This is a genomic window from Rhodopseudomonas palustris BisB18, from assembly GCF_000013745.1.
Taxonomy (GTDB): Bacteria; Pseudomonadota; Alphaproteobacteria; order Rhizobiales; family Xanthobacteraceae; genus Rhodopseudomonas_A; species Rhodopseudomonas_A palustris_F.
In genome coordinates, this window is sequence record NC_007925.1 from 2,865,656 (window position 1) to 2,891,821 (window position 26,166).

28 protein-coding genes are annotated in these 26,166 nt (G+C 64.9%); 22 read left to right on the forward strand and 6 right to left on the reverse strand.

The annotated features are described in order from the left end of the window. Positions 1 to 383 precede the first annotated feature (383 nt). The 10 genes from RPC_RS13190 (at position 384) to parC (ending at position 10,701) form a co-directional block, all read left to right on the forward strand. Entirely contained in the window at positions 384 to 2,639 is a 2,256-nt protein-coding gene (locus RPC_RS13190) for a RelA/SpoT family protein (RefSeq protein ID WP_415914842.1), read from the forward strand. A 39-nt stretch (positions 2,640 to 2,678) separates the two neighbouring features. Then, positions 2,679 to 3,173: a hypothetical protein gene (locus tag RPC_RS13195; RefSeq protein WP_011473082.1), complete on the forward strand. Its 495-nt coding sequence runs from the start codon at positions 2,679 to 2,681 to the stop codon at positions 3,171 to 3,173. Positions 3,174 to 3,230: 57 nt separating this feature from the next. Further along, positions 3,231 to 3,998 carry a pyridoxine 5'-phosphate synthase gene (locus tag RPC_RS13200; RefSeq protein WP_011473083.1) on the forward strand — a complete coding sequence of 256 codons (768 nt, stop codon included), beginning with the start codon at positions 3,231 to 3,233 and terminating at the stop codon, positions 3,996 to 3,998. Beyond that, on the forward strand, positions 3,995 to 4,414 hold the full coding sequence (acpS, locus tag RPC_RS13205; RefSeq protein WP_011473084.1) for a holo-ACP synthase: 420 nt from the start codon (positions 3,995 to 3,997) through the stop codon (positions 4,412 to 4,414). The genes RPC_RS13200 and acpS overlap by 4 nt, the downstream gene beginning before the upstream one ends. A gap of 261 nt (positions 4,415 to 4,675) precedes the next feature. Continuing rightward, the gene (gene lepB / locus RPC_RS13210; RefSeq protein WP_011473085.1) at positions 4,676 to 5,434 is read left to right on the forward strand and encodes a signal peptidase I; all 759 of its coding nucleotides are present in this window, start codon (positions 4,676 to 4,678) and stop codon (positions 5,432 to 5,434) included. After that, on the forward strand, positions 5,431 to 6,249 hold the full coding sequence (gene rnc / locus RPC_RS13215; protein WP_011473086.1) for a ribonuclease III: 819 nt from the start codon (positions 5,431 to 5,433) through the stop codon (positions 6,247 to 6,249). Before lepB ends, rnc begins: the two co-directional genes overlap by 4 nt. After that, a complete protein-coding gene (era, locus tag RPC_RS13220; protein WP_011473087.1) occupies positions 6,239 to 7,201 on the forward strand; it encodes a GTPase Era in 963 nt (320 codons plus the stop codon). The genes rnc and era overlap by 11 nt, the downstream gene beginning before the upstream one ends. A 7-nt stretch (positions 7,202 to 7,208) precedes the next feature. Next, a complete protein-coding gene (locus RPC_RS13225) occupies positions 7,209 to 7,589 on the forward strand; it encodes a hypothetical protein (protein ID WP_011473088.1) in 381 nt (126 codons plus the stop codon). 38 nt (positions 7,590 to 7,627) lie between these two features. Next, positions 7,628 to 8,392: a DNA repair protein RecO gene (gene recO / locus RPC_RS13230; RefSeq protein WP_011473089.1), complete on the forward strand. Its 765-nt coding sequence runs from the start codon at positions 7,628 to 7,630 to the stop codon at positions 8,390 to 8,392. A 53-nt stretch (positions 8,393 to 8,445) separates the two neighbouring features. Next, positions 8,446 to 10,701, forward strand: coding sequence for a DNA topoisomerase IV subunit A (gene parC, locus RPC_RS13235; protein WP_011473090.1), 2,256 nt, complete (start codon positions 8,446 to 8,448; stop codon positions 10,699 to 10,701). A gap of 28 nt (positions 10,702 to 10,729) precedes the next feature. Here parC and RPC_RS13240 read toward each other — a convergent pair whose 3' ends face one another. Beyond that, positions 10,730 to 10,930, reverse strand: a complete 201-nt coding sequence (locus RPC_RS13240) for a hypothetical protein (protein WP_011473091.1) — start codon at positions 10,928 to 10,930, stop codon at positions 10,730 to 10,732. Positions 10,931 to 11,206: 276 nt separating this feature from the next. Here RPC_RS13240 and RPC_RS13245 point away from each other — a divergent pair, with 276 nt between their 5' ends. From RPC_RS13245 to RPC_RS13255, 3 genes are all read left to right on the forward strand, one after another. Beyond that, positions 11,207 to 12,076 (forward strand): LysR family transcriptional regulator, encoded by an 870-nt coding sequence (locus tag RPC_RS13245; RefSeq protein ID WP_011473092.1) that lies wholly within the window; start codon positions 11,207 to 11,209, stop codon positions 12,074 to 12,076. Between the two features lie 16 nt (positions 12,077 to 12,092). Next, on the forward strand, positions 12,093 to 13,250 hold the full coding sequence (locus RPC_RS13250; RefSeq protein ID WP_011473093.1) for a YbfB/YjiJ family MFS transporter: 1,158 nt from the start codon (positions 12,093 to 12,095) through the stop codon (positions 13,248 to 13,250). 211 nt (positions 13,251 to 13,461) lie between these two features. Next, positions 13,462 to 14,850: an Nramp family divalent metal transporter gene (locus RPC_RS13255; protein WP_011473094.1), complete on the forward strand. Its 1,389-nt coding sequence runs from the start codon at positions 13,462 to 13,464 to the stop codon at positions 14,848 to 14,850. Positions 14,851 to 14,988: 138 nt separating this feature from the next. Here RPC_RS13255 and RPC_RS13260 read toward each other — a convergent pair whose 3' ends face one another. The 3 genes from RPC_RS13260 to hemB form a co-directional block, all read right to left on the reverse strand. Further along, positions 14,989 to 15,765: an arginyltransferase gene (locus RPC_RS13260; RefSeq protein ID WP_011473095.1), complete on the reverse strand. Its 777-nt coding sequence runs from the start codon at positions 15,763 to 15,765 to the stop codon at positions 14,989 to 14,991. Positions 15,766 to 15,878: 113 nt separating this feature from the next. Next, complete coding sequence (locus RPC_RS13265) at positions 15,879 to 16,427, reverse strand: RDD family protein (protein ID WP_041801792.1); 549 nt, start codon at positions 16,425 to 16,427, stop codon at positions 15,879 to 15,881. A gap of 237 nt (positions 16,428 to 16,664) precedes the next feature. Continuing rightward, on the reverse strand, positions 16,665 to 17,723 hold the full coding sequence (hemB, locus tag RPC_RS13270) for a porphobilinogen synthase (protein WP_011473097.1): 1,059 nt from the start codon (positions 17,721 to 17,723) through the stop codon (positions 16,665 to 16,667). 161 nt (positions 17,724 to 17,884) lie between these two features. On the opposite strand from hemB, the gene RPC_RS13275 reads away from it, so the two are divergent. The 5 genes from RPC_RS13275 (at position 17,885) to RPC_RS13295 (ending at position 21,204) form a co-directional block, all read left to right on the forward strand. Continuing rightward, a complete protein-coding gene (locus RPC_RS13275; protein ID WP_011473098.1) occupies positions 17,885 to 18,346 on the forward strand; it encodes a DUF6163 family protein in 462 nt (153 codons plus the stop codon). Between the two features lie 485 nt (positions 18,347 to 18,831). Then, positions 18,832 to 19,347 (forward strand): transcriptional regulator LdtR, encoded by a 516-nt coding sequence (gene ldtR, locus RPC_RS13280; RefSeq protein ID WP_011473099.1) that lies wholly within the window; start codon positions 18,832 to 18,834, stop codon positions 19,345 to 19,347. Positions 19,348 to 19,465: 118 nt separating this feature from the next. Beyond that, positions 19,466 to 19,825: a hypothetical protein gene (locus RPC_RS13285; RefSeq protein ID WP_415914706.1), complete on the forward strand. Its 360-nt coding sequence runs from the start codon at positions 19,466 to 19,468 to the stop codon at positions 19,823 to 19,825. After that, positions 19,822 to 20,028, forward strand: coding sequence for a hypothetical protein (locus RPC_RS13290; protein ID WP_011473101.1), 207 nt, complete (start codon positions 19,822 to 19,824; stop codon positions 20,026 to 20,028). Before RPC_RS13285 ends, RPC_RS13290 begins: the two co-directional genes overlap by 4 nt. Positions 20,029 to 20,997: 969 nt before the next feature. Beyond that, complete coding sequence (locus RPC_RS13295) at positions 20,998 to 21,204, forward strand: hypothetical protein (protein WP_011473102.1); 207 nt, start codon at positions 20,998 to 21,000, stop codon at positions 21,202 to 21,204. 400 nt (positions 21,205 to 21,604) lie between these two features. Here the strand turns inward: RPC_RS13295 and RPC_RS13300 are convergent, their stop codons facing one another. Next, positions 21,605 to 22,036 carry a toll/interleukin-1 receptor domain-containing protein gene (locus tag RPC_RS13300; RefSeq protein WP_011473103.1) on the reverse strand — a complete coding sequence of 144 codons (432 nt, stop codon included), beginning with the start codon at positions 22,034 to 22,036 and terminating at the stop codon, positions 21,605 to 21,607. After that, the gene (locus RPC_RS13305; RefSeq protein WP_011473104.1) at positions 22,029 to 22,289 is read right to left on the reverse strand and encodes a TIR domain-containing protein; all 261 of its coding nucleotides are present in this window, start codon (positions 22,287 to 22,289) and stop codon (positions 22,029 to 22,031) included. Before RPC_RS13305 ends, RPC_RS13300 begins: the two co-directional genes overlap by 8 nt. 256 nt (positions 22,290 to 22,545) lie before the next feature. On the opposite strand from RPC_RS13305, the gene glyA reads away from it, so the two are divergent. Genes glyA through RPC_RS13325 form a run of 4 tightly spaced genes read left to right on the forward strand, consistent with a single transcriptional unit; the run spans position 22,546 to position 26,139 of the window. After that, complete coding sequence (gene glyA, locus RPC_RS13310; protein ID WP_011473105.1) at positions 22,546 to 23,868, forward strand: serine hydroxymethyltransferase; 1,323 nt, start codon at positions 22,546 to 22,548, stop codon at positions 23,866 to 23,868. Between the two features lie 27 nt (positions 23,869 to 23,895). Beyond that, the gene (gene nrdR / locus RPC_RS13315) at positions 23,896 to 24,381 is read left to right on the forward strand and encodes a transcriptional regulator NrdR (protein WP_011473106.1); all 486 of its coding nucleotides are present in this window, start codon (positions 23,896 to 23,898) and stop codon (positions 24,379 to 24,381) included. After that, positions 24,378 to 25,529: a bifunctional diaminohydroxyphosphoribosylaminopyrimidine deaminase/5-amino-6-(5-phosphoribosylamino)uracil reductase RibD gene (gene ribD, locus RPC_RS13320; protein WP_011473107.1), complete on the forward strand. Its 1,152-nt coding sequence runs from the start codon at positions 24,378 to 24,380 to the stop codon at positions 25,527 to 25,529. The genes nrdR and ribD overlap by 4 nt, the downstream gene beginning before the upstream one ends. A gap of 1 nt (position 25,530) precedes the next feature. Continuing rightward, entirely contained in the window at positions 25,531 to 26,139 is a 609-nt protein-coding gene (locus RPC_RS13325) for a riboflavin synthase (protein WP_011473108.1), read from the forward strand. The last annotated feature ends 27 nt before the right edge of the window (positions 26,140 to 26,166 follow it).

The following is a 26,166-nucleotide window of genomic DNA, read 5'->3' on the forward strand; positions in this document are numbered from 1 at the left end:
GGTTTCCGGGCCGTTTTCTATTCGGCAGGTGCAGAGCTGGCGTGCTGCGCCATATACGATTTCGGGGTGTACGGGGCGCGGACTCGGACCTAAGACAGACGGCAATCCGGGGGCCGGCGAAACGGCTTCACTTCATCACAAAACACTCTAAAGTCGTGAACTTGTCCTTCGTTCTGTTGCACGAATCCGGGATCGGAAGACGCCGGCTCCGAGCACCGAAGGCGATGAATATGCTCTCATTTTGGATGAGGCCGGCGGTCCGACGAGCGCGCTCGAACCGGACCAAGGGGTGAATCGGACGGTCGGCATTCGCGGTATCTGAAGGCTGCGCGCGGCAAAGGGGTTGCGATTGGATGGCGCATTGGAGCCGTAATTCACGGCAGATGGAGGCTGCGGGCGGGACCGTCGCGGTGTTGAAGCCGGCTGCGGTGAAGCCGGCGCGGCCGCGCTCGCGCATGATGCGGCAATACGACCTGGTCGAGCGGGTCCGATCCTACAATCCGGATACCGACGAGGACCTGCTGAACCGCGCCTATGTGTACGCCATGATGGCGCATGGCGAGCAGACCAGGGCGTCGGGCGACCCGTATTTTTCGCATCCGCTCGAAGTCGCGGCGATTCTCACCCACCTCAAGCTCGACGATGCTACCATCGTCGCGGCGCTGCTTCATGATACGATTGAGGATACCGAGGCAACCCGCACCGAGATCGACAATATCTTCGGTCACGAAATCGGAGCGCTGGTCGAGGGGCTGACCAAGCTGAAGCGCCTGGAGCTGGTTTCGCGGGAGGCCAAGCAGGCGGAAAACCTGCGCAAGCTGTTGCTGGCGGTGTCCAACGACGTCCGGGTGCTGCTGATCAAGCTGGCCGACCGGCTGCACAATATGCGCACGCTCGAATTCGTGCCGCCGGCGTCGCGGCAGCGCATCGCCGAGGAGACGCTGGACATCTATGCGCCGCTGGCCGGCCGCATGGGCATGCAGGAGATGCGCGAAGAGCTGGAAGACCTCTCGTTCCAGAGCCTCGATCCCGATGCCTTCGCGGTGGTGATGCAGCGGCTGGATTCGCTGGCCGAGCGTAACCGAAATTTGATCGGCGAGATCGAGACCCAGCTGTCCGCCAACCTCGCCAAGAACGGGCTCTCCGCCGAGGTGACCGGCCGGCGCAAGCGGCCGTTTTCGATCTGGACCAAGATGGAGCGCAAATCGGTCGGCTTCGAGCAATTGTCCGACATCTACGGCTTCCGCGTGGTGCTGAAGGATGTCGAGGCCTGCTACCGCGCGCTCGGCGTGGTCCATACCACCTGGCCGGTGGTGCCGGGCCGCTTCAAGGACTACATCTCGACCCCGAAGCAGAACGACTACAAGTCGATCCACACCACGGTGATCGGCCCCGGCCAGCAGCGCGTCGAGCTGCAGATCCGCACCGAAGAGATGGACCAGATCGCCGAGATCGGCATCGCCGCGCACTCCTTCTACAAGGACGGCGTCGGCTCGCCGACCGAAATGTTGAAGCGCGAGAGCAACGCCTTCGCCTGGCTGCGCCACACTATCGAAGTGCTTTCGGAAAGCGCCAATCCTGAAGAGTTTTTGGAGCACACCAAGCTCGAACTGTTCCACGACCAGGTGTTCTGCTTCACCCCCAAGGGCAAGCTGATCGCGCTGCCGCGCGCCGCCAATGTGATCGATTTCGCCTATGCGGTGCACACCGATGTCGGCAATTCCGCGGTGGGCTGCAAGATCAACGGCAAGTTCGCGCCGTTGTCCTCGGAATTGCAGAACGGCGACGAGGTCGAGGTGCTGACCTCGGCGGCCCAAGAGGCGCCGCCGTCGGCCTGGGAATCGCTGGCGGTCACCGGCAAGGCCCGCGCCGCGATCCGCCGCGCCACCCGCACCGCGGTGCGCGATCAATATGCCGGGCTCGGCCGCCGCATCGTCGAGCGGTTGTTCGTCCGCGCCAAGATCGACTACGCCGACGACAAGCTGAAGGGGGCGCTGCCGCGGCTGGCGCGGCCGTCGATCGACGAGGTGATGGCCTCGGTCGGGCGCGGCGAACTGCGCGCCTCCGACGTCGCCCGCGCGATGTATCCGGACTACAAGGAGGAGCGGCTCGGCCGCTTCGCCGGCAAGCGCGATCCGGCCGACGTCACCAAGCTGAAAGCGCCGGGCTCCGCGGCGCGCGTCACCTCGGTGATTCCGATCCGCGGCCTCAATTCCGACCTGCCGGTGAAGTTCGCGCCGAACGGCGGCGCGGTGCCGGGCGATCGCATCGTCGGCATCGTTTCGCCGGGCGAGGGCATCACCATCTATCCGATCCAGTCGCCGGCCTTGAAGGATTTCGAGGAAGAGCCGGAGCGCTGGCTGGACGTCAAATGGGACGTCGACGAAACCACGCCGCAGCGCTTTCCGGCGCGGCTGTTCGTGCAGAACGTCAACGAGCCCGGCAGTCTGGCGCAAATCGCCACCGTGATCGCCGAGCACGACGGCAACATCGACAATATCAACATGAGCCGGCGTTCGCCGGACTTCACCGAACTCACCATCGATCTCGAGGTCTATGACCTCAAGCATCTCAGCGCCATCATCGCGCAGTTGCGCGCCAAGGCGGTGGTCGCCAAGGTCGAGCGGGTGAATGGCTGACCCTTTCTGCTATTTCCTGGAAACACGTGAGTTGCCGCAATGGGCAGCGAACAGCTGGAGGGGAAATTGCAGACTGTGATCAGCGCCCCAACGTGGACCTGGGCAATCCCCCTGGTTGCTTCGTTGTTGGCTCTGGCCGGCGTATTGATTACCGTCGCGCTTCAGTGGCGAAGCATCGATAAGCAATTGAAGTCGGCGCACGCGCTAAAGATTGCTGAAATGAGGCAGGCTTGGATTAATGACCTTAGGCAAGCGATGGCAGCATTTCAATCTTATGCCGGTACGCCGAGCATCGAGCATCACATGCAGCGAGAATTCTACGAGTACGGGACAAAGATCGAACTGTTCATGAATCCGGGCGATGAAGATTTCCCCGATCTGCAGATGTGTATGCATAGATATTTGGACGCTAGATCGCCTGAAGAGAAATACGCCGCCAACCTTCAATACGTGGGGGTCTGTCAGCGAATACTAAAAAGAGAGTGGGAGGTACTTAAGGCCGAGGTTGATTCTGCAGACCGCGGCAAGAACTAACAGACACTCTCTTGAGGTGCGTTCAGCCACTTCCTATCCATATCTCGCGAGTTCTCCATGTCCAAAGCCCTTCCGCTGCGCCTCGGCGTCAATGTCGACCACGTCGCCACGCTGCGTAACGCCCGCGGCGGCAAGCATCCCGATCCGGTGCGCGCGGCGCTGGCCGCGATCGAGGCCGGCGCCGACGGCATCACCGCGCATCTGCGCGAGGATCGACGGCATATCCGCGACGCCGACATGGCGCGATTGAAGGCGGAAATCTCCAAGCCGCTGAATTTCGAAATGGCGGCCACCCCCGACATGGTGCAGATCGCGCTCGCCACCAAGCCGCACGCGGTGTGCCTGGTGCCAGAGCGTCGCGAGGAGGTCACCACCGAGGGCGGCCTCGACGTCATCGGCCACCACAACACGCTGGCGCCGTTCATTGCCCGGTTCAACGACGCCGGCATCCGCACCTCGTTGTTCATCGCCGCCGACCCGGCGCAGATCGAGATGGCGGCGGAGCTGCACGCCCCGGTGATCGAGATTCACACCGGCGCCTGGTGCGACGCGGTCGAGGCCGGCAACGCCGTCAAGGCCGAGGCCGAATGGCAGCGCATCGTGGCCGGCGCCAAGCTGGCGCAGTCGGTCGGTCTCGAGGTTCACGGCGGCCACGGGCTGGATTACGCGACCGCGCAGACCATCTCGGCGCTGCCGCAGATCGCCGAGCTCAACATCGGCTTCCACCTGATGGGCGAGGCGCTGTTCGTCGGCCTCACCGAATCGATCCGCAGGATGCGCGCCGCGATGGCGCGCGGCCGCCAGGCCCTGGAGGCCACCGCATGATCCTCGGCATCGGCTCCGACCTGATCGACATCCGCCGTGTCGGCAAGGTGATCGAGCGGCACGGCGATCGGTTTCTCGACCGGGTGTTCACCGATGCCGAGCGCGCCAAGGCGGCGCGCCGCGCCAAGAGCGAGAAGATGGTGGTGGCGACCTACGCCAAGCGGTTCGCCGCCAAGGAAGCCTGCGCCAAGGCGCTCGGCACCGGGATCCGCGACGGCGTGTGGTGGCGGGATATGGGCGTGGTGAACCTGCCCGGCGGCCGGCCGACCATGGCGCTGACCGGCGGCGCCAAGGCGCGGCTCGACGCCATGACCCCGCCGGGCTATGAGGCCAGGATCGACCTGTCGATCACCGACGACTGGCCGCTGGCGCAGGCCTTTGTCGTGATTTCGGCGGTCAGCAGCGCCAAGGCGTAGCCCGAGGGCGGCCCCGGCGTTTTTCCACCGAAACTAAAAATCGCTGTTAGATCATGTGATTAGAAAGTTTTCGGAGAGCCGTTGATTGCGCCGATGGAAACAACGGTCTAAAACCCGCGCGGAGTCTCCATCGGCTCGTGGCGTCCGCGCGCCGCGACGGCCGGGGGAAATCGCCCACCACATCACGTCTCATCGCGAAGCGGCCTCGCTTTGGTTGAGAACACTGCCGCTGCGCGGCTACGCGACGGGAACGAGAAAGCGATGAGCGTGACCTCAGGGACCAAATCCGAAAGCGGAATCGGCGAGACCATTCGCGTCGTCATCCACGCCCTGATCATCGCGCTGGTGATCCGAACCGTGCTGTTCCAACCGTTCAACATTCCCTCCGGCTCGATGAAGGCGACGCTTTTGGTCGGCGACTATCTGTTCGTCTCGAAATACTCCTACGGCTACAGCCACTATTCGCTGCCGCTGTCGCCGCCGATCTTCTCCGGCCGGATCTTCGGCGCCGAGCCGGCGCGTGGCGACGTCGTGGTGTTCCGGCTGCCGAAGGACGATTCCACCGACTACATCAAGCGGGTGATCGGATTGCCGGGCGACCGCATCCAGATGAAAGAGGGCCTGCTCTACATCAACGAGGTGCCGGTGCAGCGCGAGCGTCTGAGCGATTTCGTCGGCGAGGATCCCTGCGGTTCCGACGCCACAGCAAGGGTCAAACGCTGGAAAGAGACGCTACCGAACGGCGTCAGCTATGAATCGCTGGATTGCGTCGACAACGGCTTCTACGACAACACCAACGTCTACAACGTGCCGCCCGGCCACTTCTTCATGATGGGCGACAACCGCGACAACTCCACCGACAGCCGGGTGCTGTCGGCGGTCGGCTACGTGCCGTTCGAGAACATCATCGGCCGCGCCCAGATGATCTTCTTCTCGATCGCGGAAGGCGAACACGCCTGGCAGATCTGGCGCTGGCCGACCGCGGTGCGCTGGCATCGTATCTTCAACATCGTGCGATGAAGCAGGACACCACCAGCATCGAGGTTTCGCCGACACCGGACGCCGCGGCCGCTGCGCCCGACCCCGGTCGCGAAACCGCGGCCGCGCGCAAGCGGCGCAGCAAGGCCGACGCCAAGGCCGCCGCCGCCGCGATCGAAGCGCGGATCGGGCACGCCTTCGCCGATCCGGCGCTGCTGGCTACCGCCTTCACCCACGTCTCGGCGCTGAAATCGGCGCGCAACCGCGCCGACAGCTATCAGCGGCTGGAGTTTCTCGGCGATCACGTGCTGGGCCTCGTGGTCTCCGACATGCTGTATCGGGCGTTTCCCAATGCCGACGAGGGCGAACTGTCGAAGCGGCTGGCCGATCTGGTGCGCAAGGAAGCCTGCGCGGACGTGGCGCGCAGCCTCGACCTGTTGGACGGCATCAAGCTCGGCACGGTCGGCGCCGGCGCCGGCGCCAGGTTGCGCAAATCCGTGCTCGGCGACATCTGCGAAGCGGTGATCGGCGCGATCTTCCTCGACGGCGGCTATCCGGCGGCCGAGAGTTTCGTGCAACGCAACTGGCTGGAGCGGATGCGCAAGCCGGTGCGGCCGTTGCGCGACGCCAAGACGATTCTGCAGGAATGGGCGCAGGGCAAGGGTCTGCCGACCCCGGTCTATCGCGAAGTCGAACGCACCGGGCCGCATCACGATCCGCAATTCCGCGTCGCGGTGGACCTGCCGGGCCTGGCGCCCGCGGAAGGCATTGGCGGCAGCAAGCGCGCCGCAGAAAAAGTCGCAGCCTCGGTGATGCTGGCCCGCGAGGGCGTCAGCTCCGGCGGCAATGAAGGATGATGTTTTGAACGATCACGTTGAGTCCGAGCAAGACGCCGAATCCGCTGCCGGGCCGGTTGAAACCCGCTGCGGTTTCGTCGCGCTGATCGGCGCGCCGAATGTCGGCAAATCGACGCTGGTCAACGCGCTGGTCGGCTCCAAGGTCACCATCGTGTCGCGCAAGGTACAGACCACGCGCGCCCTGATCCGCGGCATCGTGATCGAGGACCACGCCCAGATCATCCTGGTCGACACCCCCGGCATCTTCCTGCCGAAGCGCAGGCTCGACCGCGCCATGGTCAAGACCGCGTGGAGCGGGGCGCACGACGCCGATCTGGTCTGCGTGCTGCTCGACGCCCGCGAAGGCATCGACGAGGAGGCCGACGCGATCCTGACCAAACTGTCGCAGGTCAATCATCCGAAGATCCTGGTGATCAACAAGGTCGACATCGTCTCCAAGGAAAAGCTGTTGAAGCTGGCGCAATCCGCCAACGAGCGGCTGAAATTCGACGAGACCTTCATGGTGTCGGCGCTGTCCGGCGACGGCGTCGAGGACCTGCGCAAGTCGCTGGCCTCCAAGGTGCCGCCGGGCCCCTATCACTATCCGGAAGACCAGATGTCGGACGCGCCGATGCGGCATCTGGCGGCGGAAATCACCCGGGAAAAAATCTTCCGCCAGCTGCACCAGGAATTGCCCTATCAGTCCACGGTGGAGACCGACACCTGGACCGAGCGCAAGGACAAGTCGGTGCGGATCGAGCAAACGATCTTCGTCGAGCGCGAAAGCCAGCGCAAGATCGTGCTCGGCAAGGGCGGCGCCACCATCAAGTCGATCGGCGCGGATTCCCGCAAGGAGATCGCCGAGATTTTGGGCCAGCCGGTCCACCTGTTCCTGTTCGTCAAAGTGCGCGAGAACTGGGGCGACGATCCCAATCGCTATCACGAGATGGGCCTCGAGTTCCCGAAGGATTAACGCGGACATGGCGACGCCCAGGAATGTTCAATTGTTCGAGGCGCTGCTCTATGCCTCGCTGGGGCTCGACGCGCTGTCGGTGGCGTTTCAGGACCGCACCCCGACGGCCGAGATCAGCGACGGCATCATCATGGCGGCGAACCTGATCGCGGCCGGCCTGATCGTCGCCCTGGTGTATCTGGTCTGGCTCGCCGCGCAGCAGCGCAAGAACTGGCCGCGCTGGGTGCTGACAGGTTCGCTGGCGCTGTCGGCGGTGTCGTTGGCGCAGATCATCGGCGATTCTGGGCTGCAGTTCGACAGCTGGCTCGAGATCGTCTCCACGATGCTCACCGCCACTGGGCTGTATCTGTCGTTCACCGGCGACGCCAAGGACTGGTTCAACCAGTAGCGGCTGCGAACACTCGTCCCGTCCTGTATAGTCGACCGATGGAATGGACCGATGAAGGCATCGTGCTGGGGGTGCGGCGGCATGGCGAGAGTAGCGCCATCGTCGAATTGTTGACCCGCGGCCACGGCCGCCATCTCGGCCTGGTGCGCGGCGGCGCCGGCTCCAAGCTGCGGCCGCTGCTGCAGCCCGGCAACAGCGTGAGCGCGGTGTGGCGGGCGCGGCTCGACGAACATCTCGGCTATTACGTGCTGGAGGGCACGCGGATGCGCGCGGCGATGCTGCTGGCGTCGAGCCACGCGGTTTATGGCGTGACCCATCTGGCGTCGTTGGCGCGGCTGTTGCCAGAGCGCGACCCGCAGCCGGAGATCTATGAGCGGCTGGAGCGCACGCTGGACGACTTCGACGACGTCGGCGAGGCCGCGGTGCATGTGATCCGCTTCGAACTGACGATGCTGGCCGAACTCGGCTTCGGGCTCGATCTGGCCAATTGCGCAGCGACCGGGGTGACCTCCGACCTGATCTATGTGTCGCCGAAATCCGGCGGCGCGGTGTCGCGGGCCGCCGGCGAGCCGTGGCGCGACAAGCTGCTGCGGCTGCCGCCGTTCCTGCGCGAGGGCAGCGCGCAACGCAACGACTGGTCCGACCAGGACCTGCAGGACGGCTTCCTTTTGACCGGCCGGTTCCTGCTGCGCAACGTGCTGGAGCCGCGCGGCCAGGGCCATTCCGACGCCCGCGACGGATTTATCAACGCGGTTGTGCGGCTGCGGACCCGGGAACTGGCGGAAACCGCGCCGCCGAAATAGCGCATGGTGATTCGCGGCTTGTCCGGCGCGGCGCCAGCGGTTAACCCGTTGCCATGGGAAAACGACTGATTCCGCCGGAGCCGGCGGAGATTCACGACGTGCAGCTGCGCGAGGCGCTGGAAGAGCGCTACCTCGCCTATGCGCTGTCGACCATCATGCACCGCGCGCTGCCGGACGCCCGCGACGGGCTGAAGCCGGTGCATCGGCGCATCCTCTACGGCATGCGGCTCTTGCGGCTCGACCCCGGCACGCCGTTCAAGAAATCCGCCAAAATCGTCGGCGACGTGATGGGTTCGTTCCATCCGCACGGCGACCAGTCGATCTACGACGCCTTGGTGCGTCTGGCGCAGGATTTCTCCTCGCGCTATCCGTTGGTCGACGGCCAGGGCAATTTCGGCAATATCGACGGCGATAACGCCGCCGCCTACCGCTACACCGAAGCGCGGATGACCGACGTCGCGCGGTTGCTGCTCGACGGCATCGACGAGGACGGCGTCGCGTTCCGCGCCAATTACGACGGCCAGTCGAAAGAGCCGATCGTGCTGCCCGGCGGCTTTCCCAACCTGCTCGCCAACGGCGCGCAGGGCATCGCGGTCGGCATGGCCACCGCGATTCCGCCGCACAACGCCGCCGAACTCTGCGACGCAGCACTGCATCTGATCGAGAAGCCCGACGCCAAGTCCAAGACGCTGTTGAAGTGGGTCAAGGGTCCGGATTTTCCGACCGGCGGCGTCATCATCGATTCCCGCGAGAGCATCGCCGAAGCCTACACCACCGGCCGCGGCTCGTTCCGCACCCGCGCCAAATGGCATCAGGAAGACGGCGCTCGCGGCACCTGGGTCGTCGCCATCACCGAAATTCCCTGGCTGGTGCAGAAGTCGCGGCTGATCGAGAAGATCGCCGAACTGTTGAACGAGAAGAAGCTGCCGCTGGTCGGCGACGTTCGCGACGAATCCGCCGAGGACATCCGCGTGGTGATCGAGCCGAAGTCGCGCGCCGTCGATCCCGAACTGCTGATGGAATCGCTGTTCCGGCTGACCGAGCTGGAAAGCAAGATCCCGCTCAACCTCAACGTGCTGGTGAAGGGCCGTATCCCAAAAGTGCTGGGCCTCGCCGAGTGCCTGCGGGAATGGCTCGACCATCTGCGCGACGTGCTGCTGCGCCGCTGCAGCTATCGCAAGGGCCAGATCGAGCATCGCCTGGAAGTGCTCGGCGGCTACCTGATCGCTTACTTGAACATCGACAAGGTGATCAAGATCATCCGCACCGAGGATGAGCCGAAGCCTGTCTTGATGAAGGCGTTCAACCTCACCGACATCCAGGCCGAGGCGATCCTCAACATGCGGCTGCGCAGTTTGCGCAAGCTGGAAGAATTCGAGATCCGCACCGAGGACAAGAATCTGCGCGCCGAGCTGAAAGGCATCAACGCGATTCTGAAGTCCGAGACCGAGCAATGGGCCAAGGTCGCCGAACAGGTGCGCAAGGTGCGCGAGATGTTCGGGCCGAAGACCGCGCTCGGCAAGCGCCGCACCATGTTCGCGGATGCGCCGGAGCATGATCTCGCCGCGATCGAGGAAGCCTTCGTCGAGCGCGAACCGGTCACCGTGGTGATCTCCGACAAGGGCTGGGTGCGCACGCTGAAGGGCCACGTCGCCGATCTGTCGGGGCTCACCTTCAAGACCGACGACAAGCTCGGACAAGCGTTCTTCGCCGAGACTACATCGAAGCTGTTGCTGTTCGCCACCAACGGCCGGTTCTACGCGCTCGACGTCGCCAAATTGCCCGGCGGCCGCGGCCATGGCGAGCCGATCCGGATGTTCATCGACCTCGATCAGGACGCCGCGATCGTGGCGCTGTTCGTGCACACCGGCGGCCGCAAATTTTTGGTGGCGAGCCATGACGGCCAGGGCTTTATCGTCAACGAGGACGATTGCGTCGGCAACACCCGCAAGGGCAAGCAGATCCTCAACGTCGAAATGCCGAACGAGGCGAGGGCGGTGTGCACGGTCTCCGGCGACAGCGTCGCGGTGATCGGCGAGAACCGCAAGCTGTTGATCTTTGCGCTCGACCAGGTGCCGGAAATGGCGCGCGGCCGCGGCGTGCGGCTGCAAAAGTACAAGGACGGCGGATTGTCCGACATCGCCACCTTCACCGCCAAGGACGGCTTCTCCTGGCGGGATTCCGCCGGCCGCGAGTTCAGCGCCTCGATCAAGGAACTGGCGGAATGGCGCGGCAACCGCGCCGATGCCGGCCGGATGCCGCCGAAGGGCTTCCCGAAGTCGAACAAATTCGGCCGCGGCATAGAATAGCGCGGCGGCGCAACGGCTGCGTCGCCGCTTAGTTCTGCGGCGGCGCCGGATGCTGCAGCGATTGCGGCGGCACCAGGCTCTTCTTGTTCTGCTTCAGCGAGCCGGCATAGAACGACGCCCCGCCGATCAGTAGCACGGCGATAAAATACGCCAGATAGGCTTGCGGCGGCGTCATCAGCCAGCGCAGGCGCTGTTGCAAGGTGGCGGGCGGCTCGTTCTGTTCGCTCATGCTGCGGTTTTGCGTGAAAATCTCGACGATGGGAAGCCGGATTCCATCCTGGCCGCACCCGGCCTGTATGTATGCGCGGTGACAGGCCGAGGCGGTGGCGTTGGCTGTCCCGCGACTGTCCGCTCTGGCGCAATCTCAACAGGTAGCCCCAATTGGGACAGGTAATATAGAACCGGCGCCCGGGCTTGTTCTCTCTGAATGATTATGAATCAGCATTGACGACGGTTCTCATATAGAGAATATATTGATCGACAATTTCGCGTTTGGAGAATAGTCGTGGATCTCGCAGCGCTGGCGGTGTTTCGTACTGTGGCAACCGAGCAGAGCGTGACCCGGGCGGCCGAGTTGCTGGGGCGGGTGCCCTCCAACGTCACCACGCGGATCCAGCAGCTGGAAGCCGAAATCGGGGTGGCGTTGTTCCAAAGGGACCGCAGGGGCATGGCGCTCACGGCGGAGGGGAAAATCTATCTCGACTACGCGGACCGCATCCTCAACCTGGCTGATGAGGCGCAGCAGGTTGTGCACCCCACCGCGCCGCGCGGCGTTTTGCGGATCGGTTCGATGGAATCCACCGCCGCTGCGCGCTTGATGCAGCCTTTGGCAAAATTCAATGCGACCTGGCCCGACGTCACCATCGACCTGTCGACAGGCCCGACCCGGCCACTGGTCGAGGCCTTGTTGGCGCGGCGGATCGACTGCGCCCTCGTCGCGATTCCCGACGACATCGGCTGGCTCGGGGAGGGTGAACTTGAGACCGTCAGCGTGTATCAGGAACAACTGATCCTGCTATTGCCGCCCGGACATCCCGAAGTCGAGCAGATCGACGATATCAAGCCGCGTTCGCTGGCTGCCTTCGCGCCCGGTTGCACCTACCGGATGCTTGCTGAGCAGTGGCTGACCGGTCTCGGCACCAGGCCGGCACAGATCCACTTTCAAGAGGTGAAGTCGTATCACGCCATGGTGGCGTGCACCGCGGCCGGCTCCTGCTTTGCGATCCTGCCCCGAAGTGTCCTCGATCTCATTCCTGATGCCGGGCGCTTTACCATCAAGCCGCTGATGACGGTTGACACCGTCCTCGCCAGCCGGCCTGGATTCAAGACGCCGGCCTTTGTTGAATTCCGTAACATGCTTGCCGCGTTCTCGTAGCGTGGCAACGCCTGCCATGCGCCGGACCAATCAGCTTGCGGCGGCAGCCGCTGCCTTGATGCTGGTGGTCGCGATGGGGTTCGGCCGCTTCGCGTTCACCGGCCTCTATCCGCTGATGGTGGCGGACGGTCAGATCTCGCTCGACGGCGGCGCCTATGCCGCCTCGGCCAATTATGCCGGCTATCTGATCGGTGCGTTGCTGGCCGCGGTGTGGACGGCGATCTCCAGTCGAAAACTCTGCGCCTTAGCGACCGCAACAACCCTTGTGATGCTCGGCCTGCTCGCCGTGGCAATGCCCGAATGGCTGATCATCGCGGTGCGCGGCGTAGCCGGTGCGGCGAGCGCGGTTGCGATGGTGGCTGCCTCGCATTGGCTGATCCACGATCGCGGCCATCATCATGGCGCGCCGACGTTGTTCGCCGGCGTCGGACTTGGAATCTTGGTGTCGGCGGAAATCATCGCGGCGGGCCATGGTGCGGCGCTGTCGAGCCGCGCCATCTGGTTGACGGTTGCGATGGCGGCGTCGGTTATCGGCGTGATCGCGGTCGCGATGCAGTGCCGCATCGATCGCATCAAGCCGCAGGTCGAACCTGCTGTGCGGCGGCTGCGCGAGGAGCGGCCGCCGCCCTTTGGGCCGACCCGGCTGGTCGTGATCTATGGTCTCGCCGGTTTTGGCTACATCATCACCGCGACCTATCTGCCCCTGTTCGTTCGCAGCGCAATGGCATCGGTCGATCCCGTGCATGTCTGGGCGATCTTTGGCCTCGGCGGCGCGCCGTCCTGCTTCATCTGGCACGCGCTCCACCAGCGCTGGGGTACCCGCCATAGCCTGATGGTCAATCTGGCACTGCAGGCGATCGGTGTGGCGCTGCCGGTACTGCACAGCTCGGCAGCCTATGTCGGTTCGGCGCTGTTGGTCGGTGGGACATTCATGGGGACCGTCACCATCGTGATGCCGGCGGCGCGGCGTATGGCTGCGACAACCCGCTTCAATATGCTTGCCATCCTGACCGCCGCCTATGGCGTCGGACAGATCATCGGCCCGCTGATCGCCTCCGCACTGTTTAGCCGGACGCAATCCTTCGACGCATCGCTTGTCGCAGCCGCCGTCGCACTCATCATTGCCGCCGGCTTCTGTTTTGGGACCGCGCGGCCGGTCCGGCCGGTGCGCTAGAGGAGGCGAGGGCGCCCGCTGGGCGCCTGCCGGCATCGATCTATCGCCTTTTGTTGCCTCGCCGCTAAGATGAAACTGATGAGGGAACCGGGTTCCCGATTCTGCGTTGTTCTTGGAACCGTTCTAAATTCAAAGGAAGAATGGTGGGAACCAGGCCACTTGCACATGCAAATTAGTTGCATCAACGTCCAATCCGAGTCAGGTTCTCGGAATGGACGCTAAAACCCCGCTGCTATCCCGCGATCCCGCCGGTCTGCCGGTCGCGAAGTCAGTGAACCATCCGCCGGGCGGCTGGCGGGATGAACGCGGCGAGCCGTCGCTGGCCGATATGTTCGGCTCGATTCGGGTCGCCAAGAGCGGCTCGTTCTGGCGCAAGCTGGTGGCGTTCCTCGGCCCCGGCTATCTGGTCGCGGTCGGCTATATGGACCCCGGCAACTGGGCGACCTCGCTCGCCGGCGGTTCGAAATTCGGCTACGCGCTGCTCGCGGTGGCGCTGGTCTCCAACATCATGGCGATCGTGCTGCAGTCGCTATGCGCGCGGCTCGGCGTCGGCGCCGGGCGCGATCTGGCGCAGGCCTGCCGCGACGCCTATCCGCGCTGGGCGTCGTGGCCGCTGTGGATCTCGGCGGAAATCGCCATCACCGCCACCGACCTCGCCGAAGTGATCGGCACCGCGATCGGGCTCAATCTGCTGTTCGGCATTCCGCTCGAGATCGGCGTGATCATCACCGCCGCCGACGTGTTTCTGATCCTGGCGCTGCAGGCGTTCGGCTTCCGCTGGATCGAGGCTTTCGTGGTGGCGCTGCTCGGGGTGATCGCGGCGTGCTTTGCGGTGCAGATCGCGATGGCCGATCCGGATTGGGGCGCGGTGATCCGCGGCTTCGCGCCGACCACGCAGATCCTGACCAATCCCGGCATGCTGTATCTGGCGCTCGGCATCCTCGGCGCCACCGTGATGCCGCACAATCTCTATCTGCATTCCGGTCTGGTGCAGACCCGCGGCTATGGCGACAGCGTGCCGGAAAAGCGCGAGGCGATCCGGCTCGCCACCATCGATTCGACGCTGGCGCTGTGCCTGGCGCTGACCATCAACGCCTCGATCCTGATCCTCGCCGCCGCCACCTTCCACCACGTCGGCAAGACCGACGTCGCCGAGCTCGATCAGGCCCACGCCTTTCTGGCGCCGCTGCTCGGCTCGGCGCTGGCGCCGACGCTGTTCGGCATCGCGCTACTGTGCTGCGGCCTCAACTCCACCATCACCGCGACGCTGGCCGGCCAGGTGGTGATGGAAGGCTTCATCCAGCTCAAGATCGCGCCGTGGCTGCGCCGCATGGTGACGCGGATGATCGCGATCGTGCCGGCCGTCGGCGTCACGATCTGGGCCGGCGAGAAGGCCACCGGGCAATTGCTGATTCTGAGCCAGGTGGTGCTCAGCCTGCAATTGCCGTTCGCCGTGGTGCCCTTGGTGCTGTTCACTGCCAGCCGCGCCAAGATGGGCGTGTTCGTCGCGCCGCGCTGGCTCACCGCCGCCGCTGTGCTGATCGCGGTGATCATCATCGCGCTCAACGCCAAGCTGGTGTTCGATTTCGTGACGGGGTGAGTAGGAGAATTGTAGCCCGGATGAGCGCAGCGAAATCCGGGGACACCGTGAGCGTTGCTTCCCGGATTTCGCTGCGCTCATCCGGGCTACGCTCTACTCATCTTCGCTATTCGCTATTCGCTATTCGCTGTTCGCCTTCTAATCCTGCGGCTCGACCGCGCTTTCGCCTGAGGCGTCGACGCGGATCCAGCCGCTGGGCGCCAGGCGCTGCTGCGGCAGGTAACGGCCCTTGTAGTCCATCTTCTTGGAGCCTTCGATCCAGTAGCCCAGATAAACGTAAGGCAGGCCGAGCCGGCGGGCGCGGGCGATGTGGTCGAGGATCATGAAGGTGCCGAGCGAGCGGCTGTCCTCGCCGGGCTCGAAGAACGAGTACACCATCGACAGCCCGTCATTGAGGATGTCGGTCAAAGCCACCGCCAACAGATCCTCGCCGCGGCCGGTGATGCCGCTGTCCGGGCCGCGGCGACGATATTCGATGATCCTGGTTTTGACGTGGCTGTCCTCGACCATCATGGCGTAGTCCAAGACGGTCATGTCGGCCATGCCGCCGTGGCGGTGGCGGCGGTCGAGATAGGCGCGGAACACCGAGTATTGCTCCGAGGTCGGCACCGCGCTGCGCAGTTCGCCGATCACGTCGGCGTTGCGGGCCAGGATCTTGCGCTGGCCGCGCGAGGCGCGAAACTCGTTGGCCACCACCCGCACCGAGACGCAGGCGCGGCACTGGTCGCAGGCCGGCCGGTAGGCGATCGATTGGCTGCGCCGGAAGCCGCCATGGGTCAAAAGGTCGTTGAGCTCGCCGGCCTTGCCGCCCACCAAATGGGTGAACACCTTGCGTTCGTGCCGCCCCGGCAGATAGGGGCAGGGCGACGGCGCCGTCAGGTAGAACTGCGGGGTGTCACGCGAGTGTTGAGTCACGGAATCCGGTCAACCTCCATCTGCCAGCAAAGCTACGCGGTTACTTGTCAGCTGTGGTGCGCGTCGCCAGCATCGCGCTCTCGGCCCCGCCGGTCAATGCGGTTTGTTCGCAATTAGAACGATCGCAGCGGTTCGGCGCCGTGGCCCAGCGCCGAGCTGTTGACGATCACGGTTCCGAGCACGATGTCGTGCAGCAGCCGGCGGCGGCCGTTGAACAGCCCGACCAACAGCACGAACGGCGACAGCATGGTGATCGACACCCAGAACAGGATCGCGTGCACCGCGCCCATCACGAAATAGCTCGGCTCGCCGTACCAGGTGCGCATTTCCAGATCCATCACCCGCATCCCGACCGTGGCCGAATACGGCCCGCCCAGCGTGGCGCCGTAATAGATCAGCGCCCAGATCACCGAGGCCGGCGACACCAGCCAGAACAGCGCCCAGCCGAGCCCCAGGGTGAACACCCCGAACACGCTGATGAACACCACGGCCAGAATGATCGGGATCGCCAGCAGCACCAGGTCGATCAGGAATGCCAGCACCCGGCGGGTCAGCACGCCGCGAAACAGTTCCGGCTGCAGCCAGGGATCGAACGCCGGCTCTCGCGGATCAATGCCGTCGTCGTGCCAGCCAGAGTTGTCGCGAGAACCATTGTCAGACATCGTCGGGCGCTCAGACATCGGTCGGTGCTCCTGGCCCAGGTTGGTTGACCTGGTACGTCGCAGGACATGGAGACGGCCGCGCGCGGTTACAAGTCCCGGCGCGCCGGGCAAGCCCGCAACCTGGTTCCCGGCGCCATTTCGCGCGCCACCGCGGCAGTCGCGTCCTCGTTCAGCGGCGGCTCCGGCGTGCGGCCGACACCGGCCGCACGCGATGTTTTGGCGCAGCGCGCAGCCGGTTCAGCCGTGCTTCTTCAGCTTCTCGGCGGCGGCGGGTGCGAAATAGGTCAGCACCCCGTCGGCGCCGGCGCGCTTGAAGCCGAGCAGGCTTTCCATCATCGCCCGCTCGCCGTCGATCCAGCCGTTCGCAGCGGCGGCGGCGATCATCGCGTATTCGCCGGACACCTGATAGGCGAAGGTCGGCACCGCGAAGGTCTCCTTCACCCGGCGCACGATGTCGAGATAGGGCATGCCGGGCTTCACCATCACCATGTCGGCGCCTTCGGCGAGGTCGAGTTCGACCTCGCGCAAGGCTTCGTCGGAATTGGCGGCGTCCATCTGGTAGGTGCGCTTGTCGCCGGTCAACGCCTTGGCCGAGCCGATCGCGTCGCGGAACGGGCCGTAGAAGGCGGAAGCGTATTTCGCCGCATAGGCCATGATCTGCACGTCGAGGAAGCCGTTGGCATCCAGCGCCTCGCGGATCGCGCCGATCCGGCCGTCCATCATGTCGGAGGGCGCGATGATGTCGCAGCCGGCCTGCGCCTGCACCAGCGACTGCTGCACCAAAACCTCGACGGTCTCGTCGTTGAGGATCTTGCCGTCGCGCAGCAGGCCGTCATGGCCGTGGCTGGTGAACGGGTCGAGCGCCACGTCGCACAACACCCCGAGATCCGGGAATTCCTGCTTCAAGGCGCGCACCGCCTTGCACACCAGATTGTCGGCGTTGGTGGCTTCGGTGCCCAACTCGTCGCGCAACGACGGCTCGGTGAACGGGAACAGGGCGATGCAGGGAATCTCGAGTTTCATGGCGCGCTCGGCGGCGCGCACCACCTGGTCGACGCTGAGCCGCTCGACGCCGGGCATCGAGCCGACCGGCGCGCGCTTGTTGTCGCCGTCGATCACGAACATCGGCCAGATCAGGTCGTCGGTGGTCAGCACGTTTTCGCGCACCAGCCGCCGCGCCCATTCGGACTTGCGGTTGCGGCGCGGTCGGACCACCAGATCGAGCGCCGGGGCGGCGGAGGCCTCGTGCCGCGGGGTATCGCGCATCTCGATCGGACGGCCAAATTTGATCGCCATTGTAACGTCACTCCTGGGGATGATTTGACGGACTATAGCCTGCCAGTTTGGCATTATCTGGTCATAGTGCTCTTGATTTGCCGCAACTGCGATTGATTTTGCGGGATCGAGGTTGCATGACTCGCGCCCGGAGGGCCATCCCACGATGAGCAGCGACCCGCATGTCTGACACGTCCAACCGCGACCAGAGCCGAGATAGCGCGATATCCGTCGCCGCGATGTCGCACGAACGCCCGCAGTCCGACGACAACGTCTGGACGAGGCGGCTTGTGCTGTTCCTGCGGGTGATGGCGGTGCTCGCGGTCGCCAAGGGGCTGTATCACTGGGCCCAGGTCACCGGCTTCGTCGGCGGCGAGGACGACGCCTTCGAATATCAGCCGATGGCCTGGCAGACCGCCACGGTCTATTTCGCGGTGATCGAACTGGTCGCCGCGGTCGGGCTGTGGCTGGCGACGCCGTGGGGCGCGGTGGTCTGGCTCACCACCGTGGTGTCGATGGCGGTGATCGAGCTGATGTTTCCGGCGATCTACGGCGGCAGCCTGCTGGTGGTGGCGATCGAAGCGCTGTTGCTGTCGGCCTATCTGGCGCTGGCCTGGATGGCGGCGCGCGAACGTCCGCCATAGCCTCGCCGCGCCTTGAGTTGCGGCCTCGATTTTTTCCCGCCTCTGCATCACGCGCCGCGGCTTTGCGCGGCGCTCCTCGCGCATCGTCGCTCGCATCGTTTCGCTCGCCGGATGCGCGCGCCACATTGGTAAAGCCCGGCAGTGCGGCGACGGGCGAATTTGTTTTACTGTTTTTCGCCGTCAAGAATTCGGTCACCCTAACAGCGTGGTCATCTGTGTTACGCGAACCTTTCGAATTTGAACGATGCTGTCTTCGAATGCGACACCGCGGCAGACGAAGCGTGAACGAAGGGCTTCAAACGTCAAGGAAAGGTTGCGAAAAGTCCTTGATTTGCAAGCTTAATGCGCGATTCACTGTCTTAAATTCATGATCTCTTTATTGTCTTATTTAAGCGGATCTTCAAACGCCCCGCTTAAGTTGTGGCTATCAGACGGGACACAAGTTTCGTCGAAAAAGTCGACAAAAAAGACAACAGGGGTATGTCATGATCAAAGCCGTTGCCACGGCGGTGGAAACCGCTTCGACCGCGTCCGGCGTCACGCCGGTGCAGCCACTCTATCTCGAAGCGCTGACCTTGGTGGAACGGCTGCATCGCCGGCTGCTCGACGTGATCAAGGACGAGTTCGACCGCCGCGGACGCTCTGATATCAACTCGGTGCAGGCGCTGTTGCTGTACAACATCGGCGACAAGGAATTGACCGCCGGCGAGCTGCGCACCCGCGGCTACTACCTCGGCTCCAACGTCTCCTACAATTTGAAGAAGCTGGTCGAACTCGGCTTCCTCGATCATCAGCGTTCGCGGGTGGATCGCCGCTCGGTGCGCATCCGGCTCACCACGCAGGGCCAGGAGATCCGCCACATCGTCGATGCGCTGTATCAGAAGCACGTCAAGACCGTCGAGCAGGTCGGCGGCATCTCCAACGACGAGTTCGCCACGCTGAACAAGTCGCTGCATCGGCTGGAGCGGTTCTGGACCGACCAGATCCTGTATCGGCTTTGAGCCTCTGAGCCTTTCCAGGATGGCGCCAAGGATCGCCGGTGGGTTCTCCAGCCACCCGGCCTGCCAATCAAAGGCAGCCACGCGCCATCCTGACTTGCCTCGTCGACGCGGCCCTCCCATGGAGGGCCGTTTTGCTTTGCAGAGCCCGGCAGGCCGCTTTGGAAAAAGTTCCCGAGTCGGGGAACCTTCTCCCGCACCGCAGCTTAATGATCCGAAGTCACGGGGAGTTCGAGCCATGCTGGTTGAGCGCGGCCTGCACGTCATGACTGTCGACGTGATCGGCAAAGCCTACGACATCGCCGCTTTTTATCTGCGCCGGACCGGGACAATCCCGGACGACGCCGCAACCCATGACGCGCTGCGCGAAACCATCGTCAAGATGTTCGAGCGCGGCGACACCCATCAACTGAGCCTCGCCAACCGGGCGATCGCCAAATTCGAAGCCGCGCAGCGCGCGCCCACGCCAGGAGCCTCATGAAACCCGCGATCGACCGCATCGTCCAGACTTACGGCCTGCTGACCAACCGCGAGGCCGCCATCGCGGCGCAGCCGCGGGTGGAAAATTACATCCGCACCCTGGTCGAGGGCGGCGAAACCGACGTCGACCGGCTGACGGTCTGCGGACTGGTCTATCTGCGCGAGCAGGACGGCAGCAACGTCTCCCGGCAAGGCGGACTGTAGCCGGGATCTGAGGGCAGGGCGGCCGCGCGACGTGCCCCGCTCTGGGGCTGCGCCAGGCCCGCGGCCATCCTTCGAGACGCCCGGCGTCGCGCTGCGCGCTTTGCCGGGCTCCTCAGGATGACGCTGATTGGGTTGCTGACGATCCAAAGCCCAGCGTCGTCATCCTGAGCGTCGTCATCCTGAGGCGCCCGAGCGCAGCGAGGGCCTCGAAGGATGCGGCTGCGCATCGATGCGGTCGCCCCGGCCTGTGGCTGCGCTACGCCCGCGGCCATCCTTCGAGACGCCCGGCGTCGCGCTGCGCGCTGCGCCGGGCTCCTCAGGATGACGCTGAAATGGGCGGCGATCGGCCCGCCGATGCGTCCAAAATGTCAAACAGCCACGATCAGTTACGGATAGCCGCTCGCGATCTCGCGGCGCCACGCGCCCGAGCTTTGCGAAGTGCCCCTCACCGCGATGAGGGGGGAGGCGCGCCGCATGGCGCGGGGGTAGATGTTTCGCGGTGCTGCGGCTCGCCTCGCAAGGCCAGCCGCGACCGCGCGTCGCCTTGCGGCGCGCCCACCTGCGGCGATTATGGGCCCCGGGACCGTGCTTCCGGGGACAGGCGCGATGCACTCCGCACCACTGATCCCGGCGATCTCTCGCCGTTCACCTGTCCCGCGTCCAGCCAACCAGCAAGTGGCAGAGCCTCGTAGTGGGCCCGGACGGTGACCTGGGGCCTCCCGAGTGATGCTTGCGAGGCACCAGCGCGGGACGCCGCGTCGACCGAAGGAGAGCAAGCTCCCTTTCGGTAGCGATCGGTGGGTCGCCCCACCGCTCGCTCTGTCCCGCTAACGTGACGCCTCGCGAAAGCGCCCCTCACGGACAGGACGACTAGGAATTTAATCCAATTTGCCGTTTGGGTCAATCGAATTGTTGGCGCCGGCGGCATTGCGGGATAAGAGGTCGGCATTCGGTGAGGGGTTGTGAGTCATGGATAAGGCGGCGATGCGCGCGGAGGCCGAGCGGCTGATGCGCGAGGCGATGGAACGCAAGGCCGTCGTGGTCAAGCAGGGCGACACCCGGATCATGGCGACCTGCGGCAAGTGCGGCGCCGCCAACAAGATCTCCGCGCCGAAGGGCGAGACCCGGGTGAAATACGCCTGCAAGGAATGCGGCCACAGCCAGATCGCGATGTGAGGTTTTCGGGGGGCAGGCAAGGCGCGTGTTTTGGTTGGCGCCTGACGTCGATCGGCACCGCGTCAGCTTCAATACAGACGCCGTCATCCTGAGGTGCCCGAGCAACGCGAGGGCCTCGAAGGATGCGGACACGGGCACTCGTCGCCGGATCCTTCGAGGCCCGCCCGACAGCGCAAGCGCGCTGTCCGGCGAACACCTCAGGATGACGCTGCAAAGTGTTGCTACCGCAACATAAGTCTCAAAGGCGAGCGCCGGCCTCATGGTCCGGCTGGCACGATTTTGCGGCGCGTATCAATCCATTTTGAAGCTGCGCCCGGACCAACGCAGTTTGATGCCGGCTTCCGAACCAGATCATCCCGGCCGCGTCGCAGGCTGCCTTGCGCAACGCCGACAGCCGCGATCAATGCTCCGCGAACAGCTGCAGCTTTTCCGCCGGCACCGCCTGGACCAAAGTATCAGCCACGCTTTCCAGCGAGCGACGATCAACGTCGAGTAGCAGCAGGCCGGCGAGGTCGGTCGGCAGCTCGGTGGCGCCGGCGTCGCGCGAAGGCGGCAGCACCGCAAGCACCGGTTTGCCGAGCGCCTTGGCGGCGCCGGCCTCGAACCAGATGGTGTTACGGTTTGGTGCGTTTTGCGATGGAATCAGCAACACCAGCGCGGCGGCGTCCTCGATCCGCCGACGCAACCCGTCGGCCCAATCGCCTCCGAAAGCGGTGTCGAGGTCCCCAGCGACCGAGACCCCGCGCTGCTTCAACAGGTCACCGAGCTGATGCGCGAAGTCGCGATCTTCCTGCGCGCAGGAAATGAAAACCCGCTTGTCGCCTTCAGACATCGACGGCACCCTTCACGCGTTCGGCTAGTTCGCCAATATAGGTTCGATCGGCCGACCAGGACGTCAACAGAGACACCAATTCCGTACAGCCGATCGGGCCGGCATGGACGCGTTGTTCGATCCGATCGCCGCTCTTGATGTCGAAGATGTCGATGAAGACCTCCGCCCCGGTCCTCTCGACGATCATTCTTGCCATCTGTCGCGCGATCCAGCGGTCGTGCCAGCCATGCGATACGAACACGTTGTGGGACATCGCTTTCCCCTGAGGCGACCACTCGCCAAGTAGAGCACTAGCCTCTTTGGCTTGGTCGCCAACAGAGTTCCTGAAAGCCCCCGCCGCCCTGGCGCATCCACCATATCTTGCTTAAATATCCCGCGGCAGACGCAAAACCTTGGCCATTTTGGCCGGATATGATATTGCCCTGCCAGCTTCCGACCGCACCAGACAGCCGCCCGCACTCATGCCGCCTGATCGGCTAAGGGGTTGCGGCGATGGAGATATTTCACTCATGAGCGCATCCGCCAAGCCCGCCGCTAAGTCCGCCGCCACCGCCTCCGCCCCCGACTCGTTCTTTTCCGCCACGATTGCCGATGCCGATCCGGAGATCGCCGCGGCGATTGCGGGCGAACTCGGCCGGCAGCGCCACGAGATCGAACTGATCGCCTCGGAGAACATCGTCAGCCGCGCGGTGATGGAAGCCCAGGGCTCGGTGATGACCAATAAATACGCCGAGGGCTATCCCGGCCACCGCTATTACGGCGGCTGCGAATTCGTCGACGTCGCCGAGAATCTGGCGATCGAGCGCGCCAAAAAGCTGTTCGGCGCCGGTTTTGCCAATGTGCAGCCGAATTCCGGCAGCCAGATGAACCAGGCGGTATTCCTGGCCCTGCTGCAGCCAGGCGACACCTTCATGGGGCTTGATCTCGCCGCCGGCGGCCATCTCACCCATGGCTCTTCGGTCAACATGTCCGGCAAATGGTTCAAGCCGGTGCATTACGGCGTGCGCCGCGAAGACGGCATCATCGACATGGACGAGGTCGCCAAGATCGCCGAGGCCAACAAGCCGAAGCTGATCATCGCTGGTGGGTCGGCCTATTCGCGGGCCTGGGACTTCAAGCGGTTCCGCGAGATTGCCGACAGTGTCGGGGCCTATTTCATGGTCGATATGGCGCATTTCGCTGGCCTCGTCGCCGGCGGCGTCCATGCCAACCCGGTGCCGCACGCCCATGTCGTCACCACCACCACGCACAAATCGCTGCGCGGCCCGCGCGGCGGGTTGATCCTCACCAATGACGAGGCGCTGGCCAAGAAGTTCAATTCGGCGATCTTCCCCGGGCTGCAGGGCGGCCCGCTGATGCATGTCATCGCCGCGAAGGCCGTGGCGTTCAAGGAAGCGCTGCAGCCGGACTTCAAGGTCTACGCGAAGAACGTCGTCGAAAATGCCAAGGCGCTTGCGGAAACCCTGCGCGGCCACGGCTTCGATATCGTCTCCGGCGGCACCGACAACCATCTGATGCTGGTCGATCTGCGGCCGAAGAGCCTGAAGGGCAATGTGTCCGAGAAGGCGCTGGTCCGCGCCGGCATCACCTGCAACAAGAACGGCATTCCCTACGATCCGGAAAAGCCGTTCGTCACCTCGGGCATTCGCTTGGGAACTCCGGCGGCCACCACCCGCGGCTTCGGCGTCGCCGAATTCCAGCAGGTCGGCGGCATGATCGCCGAGGTGCTGAACGCCATCGCGCAGTCCGAAGACGGCACCGCGCCGTTGGTCGAAGCCGCGGTCAAGGCACGGGTCAAGGAGCTCACCGATCGCTTCCCGATCTATCAGTAAGGGTCTCTGATCCTTTAAGGACTCCGCATGCGCTGTCCGAGTTGCAGTAGCCTCGATACCCAGGTTAAGGACTCCCGTCCCACTGAGGACTCCGCCGTCATTCGCAGGCGGCGGGTCTGCATGGCCTGCAACTTCCGCTTCACCACCTTCGAGCGGGTGCAGCTGCGCGAGCTGACGGTGATCAAGCGCAACGGCCGCCGGGTGCCGTTCGACCGCGACAAGCTGGTGCGCTCGGTGCAGATCAGCCTGCGCAAGCGCCCGGTGGAGCCGGAAAAGGTCGAGAAGATGGTCTCGGCGATCGTGCGCGAATTGGAAAGCGCCGGCGAGGCGGAGATTTCCTCGGAGGCGATCGGCGAGATCGTGATGGAGCATCTGCGCAAGCTCGACGACGTCGCCTATGTGCGGTTCGCCTCGGTGTATCGCAATTTTCGCGAGGCGAAGGATTTCGAGGCGGTGCTCGGCGAATTGTCCGGCGACGAGATGGCGCGGCTGGCCGCGTTGCGGCTGAAATGATCTTCCGCATCCTGGAAGATCAATACGCCGACAAGATCCATCAGGCGAAGGCCGCCGACCTGCGCTTCATGCAGCTGGCGCTGTCGCTGGGGCGTCGCGGGCAGGGCCGCACCGCGCCCAATCCGGCGGTCGGCGCGGTGATCGTCAAAGACGGCGTGATCGTCGGCCGCGGCTGGACCCAGCCCGGCGGACGGCCGCATGCCGAAATCGAGGCGCTGAACCGCGCCGGCCTCGCCGCGCGGGGGGCAACTCTCTACGTCACGCTGGAACCGTGCTCGCATCACGGCAAGACGCCGCCCTGCGCCGACGCGGTGATCGCCGCCGGCCTGGCCCGGGTGGTGTCGGCGATCGAAGACCCCAATCCGCAAGTGGCCGGGCAGGGCCATGCCAGGCTGCGCGCCGCCGGCATCCGGGTCGATGTCGGGCTCGGCGCCGCCGAGGCCGCGCACGACCACGCCGGGCATTTTCGCCGGGTGCGCGACGGCCGGCCGCATGTGATCCTGAAGCTCGCGGTTTCCTCCGATGACAAGATCGCCGCCACGCCCGGCCAGCCGACCGCGATCACCGGCGAGGCGGCGCGGGCGCGGGTGCATCTGCTGCGCGCGCAATGCGACGCCATCCTGATCGGCATCCGCACCGCGCTGGCCGACGACCCGCTGTTGACCTGCCGGTTGCCCGGCATGGAGAAGCGCTCGCCGGTGCGGGTGGTGCTGGACCGCGCGCTGCGGCTGCCCGGCGACAGCCGCCTGGTGCATTCGGCGCGGAGCACGCCGCTTTGGCTGCTAGCGTCTGAAATCGCCGAAGCCGCGGCCGCCGCCAAGCTCGGCGCCGCCGGCGCGCAGATCATCCACGTCGCCGATTGCGACGCCATGCCGGGGCTCGATCTGCCCGCGGTGCTGCAGGCGCTGGCCGGCAACGGGATCACGCGGCTTCTGGTCGAGGGCGGCGCCCGGGTCGCTTCGTCGTTGGTCGCGGCCGATTTGGTCGACGAGGTCTGGTTGCTGCGCGGCGCAATGACGATCGGCGAGGGCGGCGTGGCCGCGCTCGACGGCCTGCCGCTCAGCGTCATCACCGCCGCCGCCGCTTTCAAGATCCGCACCAGCGAAACGCTGGGCCCCGATTCCCTCACCATCTACGAGCGCAGCTAAAATGTTCACCGGCATCATCACCGACCAGGGCGAGATCACAGCCCTGACCCCCACCGCGCAGGGCAGCCTGCACCGGCTGCGGATCGCCTGCGGCTACGATCGCGCGGGCATCGCCGACGGCGCCTCGATCGCCGCCAACGGCATCTGCCTCACCGTGGTCGGCAGCGGCCTGGACAACGGCAAGACCTGGTACGAGGTCGACGCCGGCGCTGAGACGCTGGCCGTCACCTCCGCCAAGCACTGGCGGGTCGGCACCCGGCTGAACCTGGAGCGCGCGCTGAAGATCGGCGACGAACTCGGCGGCCATATCGTCACCGGCCATGTCGACGGCATCGCCACCGTGGTCTCGCGCGAAGAGCTGCCCGAGATGGCGCGGTTCGAATTGACCACATCGCGCGACCTGGCGCGGTTTATCGCCGCCAAGGGCTCGGTGACGCTGGACGGCGTGTCGCTGACCGTCAACACTGCGGTCGACACCACGTTTTCGGTCTTGATCATCCCGCACACGCTGGAGGTCACCACGCTGTCAAACTGGCAGCCCGGCAGCGCGATCAACCTCGAAATCGACCTGATGGCGCGTTACGCAGCGCGGCTCGCGGAAATGAAATAGCGCGCGCTTTGCTGTTGGCTTTGGCCG